This window comes from Asticcacaulis excentricus (assembly GCF_003966695.1).
GTDB lineage: Bacteria > Pseudomonadota > Alphaproteobacteria > Caulobacterales > Caulobacteraceae > Asticcacaulis > Asticcacaulis excentricus_A.
This window is the reverse complement of record NZ_AP018827.1, coordinates 473,838-489,116: the sequence shown is the minus strand read 5'-3', so window position 1 is coordinate 489,116 and position 15,279 is coordinate 473,838. Positions and strand designations below refer to the sequence as shown.

The 15,279-nt window shown below is 58.3% G+C and carries 27 protein-coding genes; 16 read left to right on the top strand and 11 right to left on the bottom strand.

From position 1 onward, the window contains the following. Positions 1–9 precede the first annotated feature (9 nt). Complete coding sequence (locus tag EM6_RS17290; protein ID WP_172961112.1) at positions 10–165, top strand: hypothetical protein; 156 nt, start codon at positions 10–12, stop codon at positions 163–165. Between the two features lie 33 nt (positions 166–198). Here EM6_RS17290 and EM6_RS02490 read toward each other — a convergent pair whose 3' ends face one another. Then, complete coding sequence (locus tag EM6_RS02490) at positions 199–1,548, bottom strand: hypothetical protein (protein WP_126420050.1); 1,350 nt, start codon at positions 1,546–1,548, stop codon at positions 199–201. A gap of 444 nt (positions 1,549–1,992) precedes the next feature. After that, a complete protein-coding gene (locus EM6_RS02485) occupies positions 1,993–2,589 on the bottom strand; it encodes a hypothetical protein (protein ID WP_126420048.1) in 597 nt (198 codons plus the stop codon). A gap of 715 nt (positions 2,590–3,304) precedes the next feature. Between EM6_RS02485 and EM6_RS02480 the strand changes: the two genes are divergently transcribed. From EM6_RS02480 to EM6_RS02470, 3 genes are all read left to right on the top strand, one after another. Beyond that, positions 3,305–3,604 carry a hypothetical protein gene (locus EM6_RS02480; RefSeq protein WP_126420046.1) on the top strand — a complete coding sequence of 100 codons (300 nt, stop codon included), beginning with the start codon at positions 3,305–3,307 and terminating at the stop codon, positions 3,602–3,604. Further along, positions 3,601–3,987 (top strand): hypothetical protein, encoded by a 387-nt coding sequence (locus EM6_RS02475; RefSeq protein ID WP_126420044.1) that lies wholly within the window; start codon positions 3,601–3,603, stop codon positions 3,985–3,987. Before EM6_RS02480 ends, EM6_RS02475 begins: the two co-directional genes overlap by 4 nt. Before the next feature lie 208 nt (positions 3,988–4,195). Then, the gene (locus tag EM6_RS02470) at positions 4,196–4,423 is read left to right on the top strand and encodes a hypothetical protein (protein ID WP_126420043.1); all 228 of its coding nucleotides are present in this window, start codon (positions 4,196–4,198) and stop codon (positions 4,421–4,423) included. 11 nt (positions 4,424–4,434) lie between these two features. On the opposite strand, the gene EM6_RS02465 is transcribed toward EM6_RS02470, so the two are convergent. From EM6_RS02465 to EM6_RS02435, 7 genes are read right to left on the bottom strand one after another with little or no spacing between them, the layout of a single operon-like run. Beyond that, positions 4,435–6,450, bottom strand: a complete 2,016-nt coding sequence (locus EM6_RS02465) for a hypothetical protein (protein ID WP_126420041.1) — start codon at positions 6,448–6,450, stop codon at positions 4,435–4,437. Continuing rightward, positions 6,447–7,502, bottom strand: coding sequence for a DUF7146 domain-containing protein (locus tag EM6_RS02460; protein WP_126420039.1), 1,056 nt, complete (start codon positions 7,500–7,502; stop codon positions 6,447–6,449). The genes EM6_RS02465 and EM6_RS02460 overlap by 4 nt, the downstream gene beginning before the upstream one ends. Beyond that, a complete protein-coding gene (locus EM6_RS02455; protein WP_126420037.1) occupies positions 7,486–7,890 on the bottom strand; it encodes a hypothetical protein in 405 nt (134 codons plus the stop codon). The genes EM6_RS02460 and EM6_RS02455 overlap by 17 nt, the downstream gene beginning before the upstream one ends. Positions 7,891–7,934: 44 nt before the next feature. Then, positions 7,935–8,279, bottom strand: a complete 345-nt coding sequence (locus EM6_RS02450) for a hypothetical protein (RefSeq protein ID WP_126420035.1) — start codon at positions 8,277–8,279, stop codon at positions 7,935–7,937. Further along, positions 8,276–8,671, bottom strand: a complete 396-nt coding sequence (locus EM6_RS02445) for a hypothetical protein (RefSeq protein ID WP_126420034.1) — start codon at positions 8,669–8,671, stop codon at positions 8,276–8,278. The genes EM6_RS02450 and EM6_RS02445 overlap by 4 nt, the downstream gene beginning before the upstream one ends. Position 8,672: 1 nt before the next feature. Next, positions 8,673–9,233: a hypothetical protein gene (locus tag EM6_RS02440; RefSeq protein ID WP_126420032.1), complete on the bottom strand. Its 561-nt coding sequence runs from the start codon at positions 9,231–9,233 to the stop codon at positions 8,673–8,675. A gap of 22 nt (positions 9,234–9,255) precedes the next feature. Beyond that, on the bottom strand, positions 9,256–9,486 hold the full coding sequence (locus EM6_RS02435; protein WP_126420030.1) for a hypothetical protein: 231 nt from the start codon (positions 9,484–9,486) through the stop codon (positions 9,256–9,258). A 43-nt stretch (positions 9,487–9,529) separates the two neighbouring features. Here EM6_RS02435 and EM6_RS02430 point away from each other — a divergent pair, with 43 nt between their 5' ends. The 12 genes from EM6_RS02430 (at position 9,530) to EM6_RS02375 (ending at position 14,556) form a co-directional block, all read left to right on the top strand. Continuing rightward, positions 9,530–10,156: a LexA family transcriptional regulator gene (locus EM6_RS02430; protein ID WP_172961111.1), complete on the top strand. Its 627-nt coding sequence runs from the start codon at positions 9,530–9,532 to the stop codon at positions 10,154–10,156. 90 nt (positions 10,157–10,246) lie between these two features. Beyond that, positions 10,247–10,666, top strand: a complete 420-nt coding sequence (locus EM6_RS02425; RefSeq protein WP_172961110.1) for a helix-turn-helix domain-containing protein — start codon at positions 10,247–10,249, stop codon at positions 10,664–10,666. Further along, a complete protein-coding gene (locus EM6_RS02420) occupies positions 10,666–10,893 on the top strand; it encodes a hypothetical protein (protein ID WP_126420026.1) in 228 nt (75 codons plus the stop codon). The genes EM6_RS02425 and EM6_RS02420 overlap by 1 nt, the downstream gene beginning before the upstream one ends. A gap of 2 nt (positions 10,894–10,895) precedes the next feature. Continuing rightward, complete coding sequence (locus tag EM6_RS02415; RefSeq protein WP_126420024.1) at positions 10,896–11,273, top strand: hypothetical protein; 378 nt, start codon at positions 10,896–10,898, stop codon at positions 11,271–11,273. Between the two features lie 103 nt (positions 11,274–11,376). Continuing rightward, complete coding sequence (locus EM6_RS02410) at positions 11,377–11,682, top strand: DUF6948 domain-containing protein (protein ID WP_126420022.1); 306 nt, start codon at positions 11,377–11,379, stop codon at positions 11,680–11,682. Beyond that, positions 11,666–11,914, top strand: coding sequence for a hypothetical protein (locus EM6_RS02405; RefSeq protein WP_197723583.1), 249 nt, complete (start codon positions 11,666–11,668; stop codon positions 11,912–11,914). The genes EM6_RS02410 and EM6_RS02405 overlap by 17 nt, the downstream gene beginning before the upstream one ends. A gap of 98 nt (positions 11,915–12,012) precedes the next feature. After that, positions 12,013–12,423, top strand: coding sequence for a hypothetical protein (locus EM6_RS02400; RefSeq protein ID WP_126420020.1), 411 nt, complete (start codon positions 12,013–12,015; stop codon positions 12,421–12,423). 2 nt (positions 12,424–12,425) lie between these two features. Next, positions 12,426–12,800, top strand: a complete 375-nt coding sequence (locus tag EM6_RS02395) for a hypothetical protein (protein WP_197723582.1) — start codon at positions 12,426–12,428, stop codon at positions 12,798–12,800. 3 nt (positions 12,801–12,803) lie between these two features. Beyond that, complete coding sequence (locus EM6_RS02390; RefSeq protein WP_126420018.1) at positions 12,804–13,223, top strand: hypothetical protein; 420 nt, start codon at positions 12,804–12,806, stop codon at positions 13,221–13,223. A 107-nt stretch (positions 13,224–13,330) separates the two neighbouring features. After that, a complete protein-coding gene (locus EM6_RS02385; protein ID WP_126420016.1) occupies positions 13,331–13,540 on the top strand; it encodes a hypothetical protein in 210 nt (69 codons plus the stop codon). A gap of 3 nt (positions 13,541–13,543) precedes the next feature. After that, positions 13,544–13,990, top strand: coding sequence for a hypothetical protein (locus tag EM6_RS02380; protein WP_126420014.1), 447 nt, complete (start codon positions 13,544–13,546; stop codon positions 13,988–13,990). A gap of 110 nt (positions 13,991–14,100) precedes the next feature. Continuing rightward, positions 14,101–14,556, top strand: a complete 456-nt coding sequence (locus tag EM6_RS02375) for a hypothetical protein (protein WP_126420012.1) — start codon at positions 14,101–14,103, stop codon at positions 14,554–14,556. Here the strand turns inward: EM6_RS02375 and EM6_RS17285 are convergent. After that, complete coding sequence (locus tag EM6_RS17285; RefSeq protein WP_172961109.1) at positions 14,553–14,720, bottom strand: hypothetical protein; 168 nt, start codon at positions 14,718–14,720, stop codon at positions 14,553–14,555. The two genes, EM6_RS02375 and EM6_RS17285, sit on opposite strands and share 4 nt — an antisense overlap. Beyond that, positions 14,710–15,057, bottom strand: coding sequence for a hypothetical protein (locus tag EM6_RS02370; RefSeq protein ID WP_126420011.1), 348 nt, complete (start codon positions 15,055–15,057; stop codon positions 14,710–14,712). Before EM6_RS02370 ends, EM6_RS17285 begins: the two co-directional genes overlap by 11 nt. Between the last annotated feature and the right edge of the window lie 222 nt (positions 15,058–15,279).

Sequence of the window (15,279 nt, the reverse complement as noted above, 5' to 3'; positions counted from 1 at the left end):
TGTACCCCCGTGACCGTATTGGGCTTCGTCTGGCCCCCTGTGGCGGCGCTGGACGCCGAAGACGCCTCAAATGAGTTGCGCCCTCCCCTGAGCCTGCGCAGCCTCGCCAGACTGTTCAGCGTCTCGGAAGGCGAGGCCACCACCGAGGGCGCGGCGGCGGGCTGAACCTGTTTGGCTTTCGGCGTCAAAAAACTCATCTCAGTAACCCGTCGAATAGCTAGGTTGCTGATCATAACCCGCCCAATTGTCGGGGGCGCTTTGGGACCCTCCCGGTGCCGAAAGCACACCGCGCTTGAGCTTAAGGCAGCCGTACTCCAGCGCTTCGCCCAGGTGCGAATAGTCGTTTTTCTCGACGTGCGGCGACACCTTGTTCCCAACCTTGCGATAGCAGTAGCCACCGTCCATGGCCGCCACGAGGTCGGGGCAATGCTCTGGGTCGATCAGAAGCCCGTCATGCAAATCCAGAAACTCAGTCACCGCCCCCTTGCGAAAGCCCGGATCGTTTGTCTCGGCCTTCTCACAATCCATTTCTGTGAGCATGGCTAGATACTGCGCATAGGTAATTTTAACCTCGCGGTTTTGCCCCTGCACGGACATCTTGGCCTCTGCCGCCGGGTCGCACACGATTTGAACGTGCCGGACACGTCCAAACCGCATCCGATACTTGGCGACGATCTCAGAGGCGAATTCCTCAAGGCTCGTTTGCCGGTCCTTGGGGCTGATTTCGTCAAGGGCACGAACGCGCCCGTTGACCGTCGGCTGCATGAAGACGGCGGCGTGCTTAAGGGTGTCGCCGGTATCACAGGCGATAATCAGAGGCTGGTGGGTGTCGATCAAAAGCCCGGAGACCTCATGACGCGCCGGGCTATATTTCAGGTGCACCTTCTGCCCGCGCCGGTCGAACGCCTTGACCAGCTTAAGCAGGCGCCTGGTGTCGTACTCTTCCATATTGGCGCTAAGCTGGTGGTAATAGCTGCGGTACTGCGCCTTGATCGGGATTTTGCTGAGGTTGTGCAGGTTCTCCGCGCGCGGGTTCTCCGTCCCGTCCTCAAGGATGGCAGGCGGTTGCAGGAACAGGCCGGGGCCGAAGGTCTTTTCGACAAAGGCCATGTTGTAAAGCCAGCTATCGACCACGGGCATGTTGCTATCGCCCCACACACCCGTGAAGGCTGGGGCCCAGCCCATGGCCGCCACATGCTCCGGCGTATGCCGGTCATCCGGCTCTGGATAGCGCCCCACACGGTTGACGCAGAGCGAAAGGATAGCCTGATCAAGCTGATCCATTTCTTGCAGCCACCACGCGGTACATTCCAGCCCGCGCACAAAGTCTTCGATCGACTGCTCACCCGATTTGGCCCGGAACCACACTTCGATGTGGATAGGCACTTGAACCAGGCCACCGCGCCCGTCAGGCTCGGGCATGATCAAATCAAGCGTGTGGCTGGCCGGATCACCTTTACCGCCCTGCCAATGCCCCCATTTCGGATCAAACACCTTCTGATAGGACGGGATAGCCTTGTCCCACAGGTCCCGGTATGTGCTCCCCACACAGACAATTCGGCACTTGCGCACCCCATCTTTTGGGCTAGGATGCTGACTGCGTGCAATCCGAAGAATTCTTCTGACAGAACTCTCCGTTTTTCCGCCCCCCGTGGGGCCGATGATGACCGACACCGTTTCGTTGTTGGTCTCGAACGCAAGGGCCACCGGACCCGCGCTGTTGCGCAGGTCTTTCAGTATAGGCCCTTTTGACATAGCTACGGACACCCGAACCCCGACCCTGTACGACGGTGGAAACTTTGGCCAGTGTCACACGGTCAGAGGCAGGGGGCCGAAAGGGACCCAAGGGGTCGCCCGCAGGGCTTTTTAAATTTTTCCAATATCGGGCGGAGCCCGCGCCCCACTCTGAAGACGGGCCGGGGGTCAAATTGGGGGGTGGGGGGTCGAGGGGGGCCGGGGGTCACCGATCCCCCGGCCAAGGTCAACGGATTGTCAATCCTGTTCGCCAGACGCCGCAAAGCCTTGCCGCGCAACGGTTTCAGGGGGTATCTGTGACCCCCCATCTGTGACCGGCATCGGACCGAATAGCAAATCTTGTTGATTATCAAGGCTTTGGCTTGGGTTGCCATGCTGGCCCAGCGCGCCACCATCCACGAACAGCACGGGCCGCAGGTCAGGCTTTTCGGCCTCGGCGCTGCCCTGCTTCTGGTGGCAATACGGCAAGAGCATGTCGATACCCCGAAAAATCATCGACCATGCCTCGCCCAAGGTGCAGCGGTGGACCTTGGCGAACTGATCGGCCTTATAGATCATAGCTAGGACGCGCGGCGCGAAGGCGCGCGGATCAGCGCCGACCGCTGAAAAGACTTGGTTTTTCGAGTCCTTAGCCCATGCCTTCGCCAGACGAATATCCCTCGGCGTGACCGCGACCAGCTCAATGAGCTGCTGCCCCGGCGTCGTGCCGGTCTGGCTGGCAAACCACTTCGCCAGATCGCCCCCCGCCTTGTTCCGCGCGCCTTTTGGCCGACCGCGTTTTTTTTCGGCGCTGCCGGAGGGGGGCACGAGACCCATGGGGAACAGGCTTTCCATTATTCGCCCCTTTTTTTAATCAAAACGGCTCAATACGGTTAATACAATGGCACATTTCGCCCTGTATTACCATTTTTTCCGCATTTTCTGAGGCTTAAGCTCTCTAATACATCTAATACATCTAATACGTATATTTATATATACGTGCATACATGGGCGCGCACATGATGCCTTTACATAGGCACGCAATTCCGTTTGCGCGTATTAGGCGTATTAGCTTCGGAAACCCTGAATTTATAAGGATTTGGCCAATACAAGCACTCTGTAGTGCGCCGTATTAGACCTTTTTTGAAAGTCATGGGGTGAGGGTATGGGTATGGGCTGACGATTAGCGCTGCGTGGACGGGTCCGGGTTTGGGGCAACGGCTGGGATATGCGGAGACGCGGCGCACCGGCCCGCTATGGCGCTACGCGCCGCAGGCCTGCCGCGTCGGGCCTGACAGACGGGTCCGGGCGCGTCTGTGACGATCAAGCGGACATCGGCGCGCACCGCGCTCCGCCTTATTTCATAAGGCGTTACGCTGCGCCGATGAGTTTGTCGGGCAATAAAGAGATCAGGACTGCTTGCACACAGTTGGTCTTGACATCACCGACTTATACATGCAAGGTCCGCGCACGGCCTTCGAAAGCCAAACACACGACAATGGCAGCGTTATGACCATCTTATCCTATGACCGGAGTGCTTATGCTATGTCCAAGGGGAAACCCCAAAGGCATGAGCGCACGTCTGTGTTGCGTGTTTCGAAGCTCCGGTCACCAGATCTTCCCTTCGAAAGGAACAACACAAATGATCACCTCAAATCAGAGCGTTACCAAAGAACTGTATAGCTCAGCAGAACAGATTTCCGAGGTCATGTATCATACGGCTCAGTTACTCAAATCATTGTCCAATCAGGCATCTGTCACACAGTCGGTTATGATCGTATGTGCCGCATCATGTGAATGGGTCGCCAATGAGGCTGAGTTAGTCATCAAAGGCACATTGGATGCGCAAATGATGAACGGCCGGAAATGAAACTGCAATGGCGCGAGATGGACGATTGGACGTACGCCTACATGGGCCGTGCGTTGATTGGCGACTTTAAAAAGCTTGTGGACACAGAATGCTTTGTCGTTCGGCTTTATCATCCTAGAAAAGAGGTTTTAAATGCGGACAACTTTGACGCTGCCGTAACTCTCATATGCACGTTTGCAGACCGTCTCAGAGAACGCGCTTTATCATATGGGTTCGTTGAGCCCCCTGCCGATCGAGAAACAGAACCGGAGTGGGAGGTCGCAACGATTTATGGCACTTATACAGTACGCGCCCACGATGCTACGGAGGCGTTAGATATTGTTGTCGCTAAATACCTGGACGGATCAAGACGATCTGTTCGAAGCACTAAACCCGCCAAATAACAAAACCCCCGGATCATCGTCCGGGGGTTTTTTCTAACAGCAACAAACCAGCACGATTTAATCCGACCCGACGCCATCCAGCGGCCATAAAGCAGTAGCCGGGATTGCTACTCCGCACTGAGCCCGGATCGACATAGGTGTAATACCTTTCACAAGGCCAAGCTCTATCAGCGATGGCGCAAGCCTGTCGGATAAGCTCAGATGAGGTATGGCCACTCTCGTTTCTGAAAAGGGAGCACTCGACGCCGGATTGTCCATCAGCCCGGTATTTGGCGTATCGCCAAACAAAGACAGCGTCGCCGGACAGTGTTCTGAGCACAATTGCTTCGCCCGGTCCGACGAACTGCGCTTTCCGTCTTTTTTTGTTTTTGCAGGAGTAGTGCCGCTCATAGAGCGCGAGACAGGTAAGGTCACCATCTTTTGTCAACCACCATAGCGGATTAAAACTCATCGCCCACCCCCAAACGCATCTTCATCCTCAAACCCCTGCAACCGGTCAAAAACCGGCGGCTCTGGGTCCGGGGCGCTGAACATGCCGGGGTCTGTGGGTTCGACCTCATCATGGCCGCCGTTCAGGTAGTCGATCAGCTTAGGCAGGCTGAACGCAAGGCCGCGCACGGGGTCAATACCGCCTTTGGTGCTGGTCGCGTCTTCGTACAAATCGCGCGGGGCCTGCTTAAGCACGCCGTTCCACGTCCCGGCATTGCCTTTGCGTGATCCCCAATTCGTCCCGTTGAACAGGTCGATTAGAGCCGGGTCAGAGTTGGGCACAAAAAGACGCGCATGGTCCCAATCCATCGGCGTGTTTTTCTTGAAATTCAGAGACACCCGAAGCCCTCTAAACAGCGCATCGGTTTCGTCTTTGTCGCCACAGGCCTGATAATAGCGGACAATCTGCCCGATGGTCTTTTCTTTGGTTCGGTTTTTAAACAGGTCCGGCACGGCCCCCAGCAGGAACCGCATACACTTCTCCCAATCGTCCATCTGCGTGTTCAGCTCAATGAGCTGCGACGGGTCCACAAGCGCGGCGTAGTGCCTGCATTGTTCTTCGGTCGGCATCTGGTCATAAAGCGCGATATGAAACCCCGCCATGAACGGCGCGAACGTGTCCAGAGAGCGCGGCGTGTGCCCTTTTTTGAGCGCAAGCGCCTTCTCTATGGTTTCAAGTAACGCATCCCACCGAGGGGCCCAGCGTATCGCGCGATAGGTCAACACCTGCCCCAGCCGATAGGCTTCATCGTGCGTATAGGCTCCCCCCTTTTTATCCGTGGCGCGCAATGACAAAAGCGCCATGCGGCTATCGTCCGACGCCTCGGTCGAGGGCTTAGCGATCGAAGAGGCCAGAAACGAAGACCTGAGCGTGAACGTCACCGTTCCGCCGTCCTTATCGGCGCGCCCCAGATCGTCCCCGGAATAGGACGCCCGGACGAGGTCAAGCAACCGGTCGGTGAGTGCCGTATCGGCCTTGCTCTCCTGCTCGTCCACCAGCACAGGAACGCAGTCCTGCCCCAGCTTGCGATAAATATAGGCCTGCGACGCATTGGACGAGGCCAGAAGCGCCTCGTGCATCAAAGAGCGGAGGAAGCCCTGCAAATAGGATTTGCCCGATCCACGCGGCCCCGTGAGCCATACCGCAGGCCGCCGGAACAGGAACGCCCCCATCTTGGCCGTCATAACCCAGCCCAATTGCAACACAGGGTCTAAATCAGGCCGCTCCCAATTCCACGTTCTCAGGATGTCGTAACACCGCTGACCGGCTGGGTTCAGGTCTTCATAAAGCCGGGGCCTGCCGGTGCGGGTGCGGGCAGAATAGATGTGCTTGTCGTGGCGGCCCGGCTTTTTCCAGCGACCGCCGTGCAATATCGCATCGCCGGCATGATAGACGGGGTTGCCGAACTTATCGCGCCACATGCCCCGGCCTCTGAGGCTATCGTCGGGGTCGTACACATCGGACCACCCCGCCACATCAGCCACGGCGCGCTTAAATTCATCGGCCTCCCAGCCGACAACCTTTGTGCCCTTTTTGTTGTAGCGCGGAAACAACCACGTAAGATAGTTTGACCGCCCCGCGAACACGAGGTCAAAATGCCCCTTGCCTGCATTGGGCGGCAAGGTAACCACCATACCCTTGGTATTGATCACATAGGTGGTGAGGCCCTTTGCATCCATGCCAAGGATTTCAACCGGCATGTTGCGGGGCAGATTGGTTTCCGGGTCCACAATGTCCAGATGCGCCCATTCGTCGCGCATCCATTCACCCGGGGGCACAAACTCCTCGTCGCCATTGGCATTCACGAACCGCATAGGCGCGCCCATCACCGGATCATTGCGCGCCGCCTGTTTGACCGTCTCAAACGCAATATCGTCTTCGTCATCAAGGATCAGCGCCGCGCGCATCTTTTCGGCATTGGAAGGCCGCCCGCGCTTTTTCGGCGGGGTCTCAGGTGTCGGCGTATCCGTCATGCCACAATCCAGTCGTTGAAATCAGACCCTACCGCCGCGCTGGCGATTTTGACGCGACCGCCGCGCGCCTTGGCGAGCTGGCGCCAATGGGCCTCTATGGCCTCAAACCGCTTCATAGCGGGCGGCTTCCAGTCGTTGTCTTTCAGCAGGATCACATCGGACACAAACTCAGGCCACGCGATGTCAAGGTTCCCAAGGCTCCCCGCCGCCCATGCGCGATATTCCGGCACGGCGCACGCCGCGCTCAAAACCGTCTCGATCCCTTCGCCCAGGAGCAGAGGCGTCTTGACGCCGCGCCGCAGCGCATCCTTGGGCGTCAGGCCAGACGCGCCGCGCGTGAGCCGGATGGCCCCGCCCCTCATCTGCCCGTACATCTTTTTTGACGGCCTGACCGGGGCCTTGCCGGAGCCGTCTGGCTGCAAAAAGGTGCGGTGTATGCCAAGGGGCTGAGAACCGCGATAAATGGCCGCGACCATGGCGGGCCAGTAGGTGACCTCGCCCGTCTCATCGTCGGCGTGTTCGGCCCGCGCCTCGTAATGCAGCACATCCGGCAACTTACCCAAAAGGTCGAGGGGGATGCCGCGCGCCTCCCTCAAATAGGTTTCAACCACCGTGCCCCCGATGGCGGGCAGGGTCGCCCAATATCCCACCATCTTGCGCGACCGCTCGTCTTGCTGCGCTTGATGGCGCTGGCGCTCCTGTTCACGCCGCACGTGCGCCCGCCGCGCCACCTCTGGGTCAAGCTGGGTCACCTCACCGTGCCCCAGATAGGCATTGGCCCATTTCAGGCTTTCAAGCTGATTGGAAAAATTGAGCGCCACGCCAATAAGGTCGATCAGGTCGCCTTGCTTGCCGCCGCTGAAATCCTTGAACGTGCCCGACTGACAGAAGACGACAAAGCTGTTGTCCCCGCTGGCCGGATAGCCCTTGACATAGGCAATCTTGCCCGCGCGGCGATACTTGAGCCCCAGCCGATCCATAAGCGACCACGGATCATTCATGAGCTTGTCATTCACGCCTTTGAAATCAATGGTCTTAGAGGTGTAGGCCATTGGCGTACCCCGCAACCTTGGTGCAAATCGTCTCGATAAAGTCGTGATCGTCGCGCAAATCTTCGATCAGCATGGTCATGGCAGTAATGTGCTTGATCCCCCGCCCCAAAGGCCGCCGCAACTGCTCACGCGGCCATTGCAGCTCCGTCCGCAGCGCATAGATCAGAATGGCTTCATGCAACTCAAACGGACGGCTGAAATAGCGCTTCATCTTGCGCGAAAGCAGCGCCGGTGCGTATCGGCACACAATATCGAGCACCATTCGGAAATCTTCTTCGTTGAAATAGGGCCGCGCGGCGGGGGTGGCCGGACGGCGCGCGCGCCGCTTGGGCCGCATGGGCTCCGCAGGCGGCGAAACAAGCTGAAACTGTTCACCGGTTGAGGTCATAAGGCCAACCGGTTGCGGTATACCTGACATCCCCGTGGCTCCGTTTAATCGTCAATATCGGCGCGGCGGCGGCGCGGCACATGTGTCACAATCGGCGCAGGCAGAACCGGCGCGCGCTCCGGCGCGACGTGCCCGCCGATAGCCTCCAGCACTTTCGACGCAAAGCCGCAAAGCCGCGCCCGGCCCGCCTGATCCCCGCCGATCAGCTTTTGCGATTTGCTAAACAGCAACTGAAACGGAGAGCCCACATAGTGCCAGCCGGGCGGGATAGCGCCTTTGCGCCCTTTCAGCCGCTTGGCCGCGCGGTGGATGCGCGACACATCCGTGACCTTGGGGTTAAGGACCAGCTCACACAGGGCCAGCCACAGCGCCTTGTCATGATCGGTCATGACGGCTCCTTTTGGCGCTTACGCTTTTTGCCTGCCGGTACGGTTACGCGGCCTTCGCGTTCGGCCTGTTTGGCGATATTGCGAAACTGAGCGACCGTTTGACCGATCTGGGCTTGCTTTGGGTCGATGACATAAAGCCGATAATGCGACTGATGCCCGAAAACCTTATTGGTCTTCGTGTTTTCCATGCAAAAGCAAGGCACACCGCCGCTATATTCAAAGGTCTTTCCCTGCTTAGATTTTCCCACAAACGACCGGCCACGGATCAAGCCGCACATCTCATCGCCGTCATCAAATCTAACGTCAAACCTCTGGCCGTACTTGGCCGGGATTGGCACGTCTGGTTCGATAGCCTTCCAACCGTTCAGATAGCAAAGTAAACGTCCGATCATTTCACCCCTCCCCTGAAAAAGCGGCGGCAGGCTGCGCCTTGGTCCTCGCGCCTGCCGCCGGAGTTTGACCGCGCCCATGACCGCCCAGCCGGGCGCGGCCCTTTGCGGACGCCTGTGAGGAGCAGGGGGACTCCGGCGCACCGCGAAGGTTAAGCTCGACACACTGGTCGAGAAGCTGTTCAAAAGACTGCGCCCGTAAGGCGCGTCTCAAGGCGATTTCGCGCCCTGCCCTCACCAGATTGTCAGCAGGATCAACGCTGTCCCGCAAAGAAATCAGATGAAGGTCTAAGTCACTGATACACAGGGTTGACGGGGTCAGAAGCCCGGCCCGGCTAAGCGCCGAATAGGCTTCCCACGTGCACACGACAAAAAGCCGATCAACCGCGGCTTCATAGGCCGCAATCTGATCCTGATGACGGCGCGGGCTTATGGCGTGCTTAAGCTCAATGCCAATGCGCTGGCCTTCCCAGCGTACCAGCAAATCAATCCGACGACCCGTCGAGACTTCGGCCTCACGCACAACCGCCGCGCCCCTTAAATATTCGATGACAGCTTCAATCACCCGCTGTCTGAGTTGCGCAGTCTTACCCATCACAAACCTGCGCTTTCAGGTCGGACAGCGTAAGCTCGCCAATAAGGACGCGGGAAAGGATTTCCCGCGTCTCGCCCTTTGGGACCTTCTCGCCGCGCGACAACGCCGCAAGCGTGGTTCGGTTTGTCTTGAAAAGCGGCGCGGCCTCACGCAGTGAGAGATCGTTCTCGAACAGAAAACGAGCCAGCGGCGTTTTGTGTGTGGTGTGCATCGCATGTGTCATAGCGATGCTTGACCTGTGTGTGATTTGTTGACATTGTCAACGCATGTTCGTTCACAAAAGTTTGAACACAGCGTTTGCCACTGTCGCCGGGTACATTCACCCTGCGGTTATGCAGACCTATGACCAAATCCCCCGCCATATTCGCGGCCAAGTGTTGCGCAATCTTCGCCACAGCCGCAACAAATCTCTTGAAGAGATAGCCAGACTTTTGACGGTTACCCGTCAGGTTGTTTCCAAGTGGGAACTTGGGAAAAGCGACATTCCATTAGATAATTTACTTCGCATATTAGCTTATCTGGAATTCACAGATGAGCAATTTTACAGCGAAGCAAAGCGAGTTGCTGAATTTCAGGGCACAACGTTTTCTCTATCAGGCCCCACCTGGCATGATGGCTTCCCAGAAGATTTGACGCCATTCCGCGCCGAAAACAGTGAAATGTCACCGTATGCCGAACAAGGCGAATTGGTTTTCTTCGACAAAACGCGCCGCCCAAAGCCAATGGAAGGATGCGTCGTCCGGTTAAAATCTGGGGAAATTAGGCTACGACGCTTTGTATCTCAGAAAGATCAGACATATTTTTTCGCGGTCTTGAACCCTGATAAAACCGAATTGGTTCAATCGGATCAGGTTGATTTTGTCGCCAGAATTGCACTTCGCGGCGACCGCTGACAACGTCATGTCAACGAAATCGCGTTGACAAATGCAACATCGCTGCGTTAATCCTCCCGTGGTTGTCACACCAAACGGGAGACTGAACCCTTGTCCACCGAACCGAACGAACGCGCCGCCGATGAGATTGACCTGATCGTTGGCGCTAATATCCGCATCCGGCGCAAAGCGCTGGGCATGTCTCAGGAAGCCTTGGCCGACGCCATTGGCCTCACCTTCCAACAGGTCCAGAAGTATGAGCGCGGTCGAAACCGCGTGTCGGCTTCAAAGCTGTTTCACATCGCCAAGGCCCTGCAACTGGCCCCCGCCGATCTGTTCCCGGCTCAGGATCACGTCATCGGCCTGAACACGCGCGGCATGACGGCGCAGGCGGTTGAAATCGACCGCCGCAATCCGGGCCTGATCCAGCGTATGCACGCCCTCCCCGACGACGCGCTGCGCAGCCTTGACAACGTGGTCCGCGCCATCCTGCGCCCCGCTGCCGTGGCCCTTGGGCAGGAGGCGGCGTAATGGGCCTGAACCTCTATGTCGGCGCGCATGAAATCGCCGAAGAAATCGCGCGCAACGACCCCGATTTTCTGATCGAAATTCTGGCAAAGTTGCGGGACGAGTTCGACGACGCACAGGACATTCACTACACCTTTGCCAGCTATCCCAAAAGCGAGCATCCAAAGGCGCATTGGTTCCTGACGGTGCTGGCGAACGCCATGGGCTACACGATCCACGGAGGGCACTGACCATGGCCGACAACGTCATTTCGCTCTTCCCCTACCGCAACCGCCTCGGCCTGACGCCGGGCCATGATTGCACGGTTGAACGCGCCGCCGATCTGGCCCCACATGAGCAGGCGGAGTTCACCCTGATGAATGCCGCCTGCCATGCCAAAGACCCGGAATTCCGCGACCTCCTGATGAAAAAGGCGGATGACGCGGCGCTCCCCAAACCAAAGCCGGAGCCGTCCGATCTACAGGGCTACTACCTGCCCTTTAATGACCGCCCGGCAACCACACTGGCCGAAGACCTCTTCGCGCTGTTCCTCTTTGCCATGGCGTTTCTCTCCGCCGCCATGGCCATTGGCGACCTTCTGAGCCGCATCGCCGCCGCCGTCGCGCTCTGACCGAGTTTGGTGAACGCCGACCCGACATAACAGCTTATGGCAGTCAAACGACGGCGTGACAGCAGGCAGAGACCGCATTTTCCATTCTTCATAAGGAACACCCATGTTCACCAATTTCATCGGCAAACCCGTTCTCGTCCGCTCTGGCCAATCCGGCGTGCACTACGGCACGCTAGCTTCGGTTGAAGGCGACACGGTGCAACTGACCGGGGCGCGCCGCCTTTGGTACTGGAAGGCCGCGAAGTCGATCAGCCTGTCGGGCGTCTGTAACTTCGGTATCGACCAACGCGACTCGAAGATCGCGCCGGAGGTCGCGGAACACATCGTCTTGGGCGTGTGCGAAATCCTGCCGCTGACGGACGAAGCCGCCACCTCGATCAAGGAGGCTCCCGTTGCCGAAGCTCGTTGATCTGCGCGCCGAAGGCGCAGCCAGTGCCGAGCATGGCCTTGGCCATAGCGATGGCTCTGGCTATGGCTCTGGCTATGGCTCTGGCTATGGCTCTGGCTCTGGCGATGGCGATGGCGATGGCTCTGGCTATGGCTCTGGCTATGGCTCTGGCGATGGCTATGGCGATGGCTATGGCGATGGCTATGGCGATGGCTATGGCTCTGGCTCTGGCTCTGGCTCTGGCGATGGCTGATTTAGCCCCCGACCACCCACCCCTCGCAAAAAGGGTCTGTGGATAACCCGGCCCACGTCCCGCCTGTCACGGGCGGGGCCACTTAGGAACCCCCTCACATGAACCTGTTTGAAATCAGGACGGAGCGCTTGGCGCGCCGTCAACGGACGATCCTTGCCCGAACGGTCAATCAGCACCTGCGTCTCGTGGGCGCTGAGCCGGTCAACCCGACGCGCAAACCCCGCCGCTCTGAGCTGTTTAAATTCATTGCGGACGTGGCGGCGCTGAACGGCTGGAGCGTGTCCTACGTTCAGACCAAGCGCAAAAAGCTGGAAGCCGAAGGCAAAATCCCAAAGCCGGATAAGTTGAACCCGCCGCGCTGGTATCCGCAAACGCTGGACCGCTTCTATGCCCAGCCCGCCGCCGAACCGGCCCCGCCGCCGAAGCTGATCACGCCCCGCCCGCCTAAGCCCGCCGCGGTCCACCTCCCGGCGGCCAAACTGTCCAACCTCATGAACCGGAGCGTGTGATTATGACCCCTGTACAGGAACCCGCTCAAACGCGCCCTGTGGCGCGTCCTGCGCCCGCCGCGTCTGCGCGTACCTGTCAGGAGTGCGGGACGCCCTTCCGCTCCCTAAGGGCCGAAGCCGTGTTCTGCTCGCCTGAGTGCAACACGGCCTTCAACAATCGCCACAAAGAGCGCGGCGCAACCCTCTATCAGCTCATGATGGCCCTGCGCTTTGAACGCAGCCTTGCCAAAAAGCTCGGCCTCTGGACGCACATCTGCGCCCTGTGCGCCGCCTATCGCCAGGAGGACATAGCCAAACGGGCAGGCCGTCACTCGTGGCGACACCCCGAACACGTCCTCGCCCGCCTCACTCACATTTTCAGCCGCAAGATCGGATAGGCCATGAAAAACAGTCTTTGCTTCACCACGCCCATGATTGACCGGCAAACCATCGTTTTGCTCAAAAGTATCAGCGAAGCCGGCTTCATGTTTTACAACCCGCAAAACAACTTCCAAAACGCCCTGATCCTTAATGGTTTCCTCAAGCAGGCAGGTATCCGGTGGGACCGTGGCGAGTTGCGACCAACGGTCATCATCACTGACAAAGCGCTCGAAACCATCAAAGCCTATGAAACCGATCCGCGCACGGGTCGCAAGTTTGGCGACCACGGCACCGCCGATCAGGCCGTGCGCTTCGCCTTCGCACGGGACTATAGCCATCACGAGATAGGCGAATTTATCGAGGCGTGGCGCAACGGCGACCTCTCCGAATGGCCGGAATTCTACGAATGGCTGGCCTCAGACAGTCAGAAGGCGGCGTAAGCCATGAAACCTTACCGCCCTTCCCTTCCTGACTATCTGGTCATGTTCGGCCCCTTGGTGGCGTTCGCCGTCGCCCTTCTGGCCGCAAAAGCCATCGGAGGCCTGTGATGACTGAGCCTATCGACCTGCTCGCCCCTATTCCCGTCGGAGACGGCCCGCGACGCATCTATGCCAAACAGCGCACGGCGATGGCGCGTCTCGCCCAGCGCGTTGCTTTTGCCGCCCTCTTGCGCGGCCCTGCAGGGATCGACCTGATCACGCAAGTATATTGCGCCGGGCTCTACCACGGCTCAACCCTCAACAAGCCGGACGCCTGAGCCATGACGCGCTTTTACTACTATCGCGGCTGGCCCCGCGCTTTCACCGCCGCCAATCTGGACACCGATCCCCGCCGCTTTCCCAGCGTGCCGCGCCCCGTGCGGCACTTCTCGAACGTCGATCACATTGCGGAATACACCGTTTACCGCGTGAACCGCGCCGATTTTCAAAGCTGCGCCGATGCTGACTTTCCGCCGGGGAGTATCGTTTACGGTTACTACTCCGATCCGAACGAAATCCATGCCGTCCTGTCAGACGGCACACATGACTTTCGCTGGCGCTACGAAGTCTATCGCGGCCACTGGCGGCTTCCGGTGGATGCCTGCATCAAAGGCGGTTCGATGCGGATGCGCCACGAACGCGAAGGGATGCACCACCTTGGCAACAGCCGCCTACAGGTGCGTCAGAACGAACTGCGCTTTGGCACTTCGGACGGGATACCTTTCTGATGCCCTGCCCCATTTGCAACGACACTGGCTTTGACGCCCGCCCGTTCGGCCCGCTGGGCCTTGAGCCCGTGGGCGTGTGCGATTGCCGTTTACCCCAAAAGGAGAATGCTATGATTGCCCCTACCGAACCGCTCGACATCCGCTATCGTCACTTGTTTAAAGAACTAAATCGCAAACTGGTAGGCCGTGACGGTTGCCCAGGCGAAGGCTCACTTGGAGAATGTCCAGCTATGGACTTCACAGGATATTCAGCGAAAGGCGAAGCCATGTTCGACCTTTACGTGAGCATCTGGGACGAAGAGTTTAACAACTCAGGCCTTATGGCCGAATGGCTGAGCGCGCTCGGCGCATCGGACGTGATCATTACTCACGTTTTGCACGACACAATGAATTATGACCGCGACGGCAGGGACACTGAGAACAACTTTATCCGCAATTGGCGGGTACGCATCTTTATGCCAGACGCCAATCCCAGCGAACCGCCGCTGACGGGCTACACGCTGACCTGCATAAACTGTGGCCACGAAGACACCCCAACTCTTGGGGATACGGTCACCATTAACTAACCCCCGCGCCGCCCGTCTCTCAGGCGGGCGGCTTCATCCCGCAACCGCTTGGCCTTGGCCTTGAAATCGAACATCCGAAGATCAGCCCGCTCGGCACACCGCCGCGCAATCTCTTCCTGAACCTCGGCCATGACCTCAAGTTTGAAGGCGTCTTTATCGGTCATTTGAAGGATCAAGCCAATCTGCGCGGGCCGACAATACGGCAATGGCCCCTTTAGCGGTTTCCGCGGTGAAACCTTGAACGTTCATACGCCTATCCTTTAAAGCCTGTTGGTAGTTATAGGCCACATACCTAAGGGCGTTTGCGATGTCCTTATTAGACCAATTATCGGCTCTAAGGACACGTTCATAGTCCGATACAGCCTGAGGAAAAAGCTCCACAAACTTAGGGTCATCCATACGAGGCAAAAATGCAGAAGCCCTTTCTGTCATTTCGTCAGCATTACAGGGGGCGAAAGCACATTTTAGCAAACCTTGAGCGTTTGCGGGTCCTGCCAGCATGATCAAAACCGCCGCAATTACAATTGGCCGCACTCCCAACTCCCCTTAAAAGCGAGATAGCAACTTGACATTGAAACCGAAACGGCGCAACCCTCTCGTTACCGGGCCTGAGAACCCGACATGACGAGAGCGGCCTGAGGTGACGAAACCACCCGTTTCCCTACCTATGGCCGGAGTACGCGCGCTATGTCCAATGGCGTCAGCCTAAAGGCGCGCGTGCAC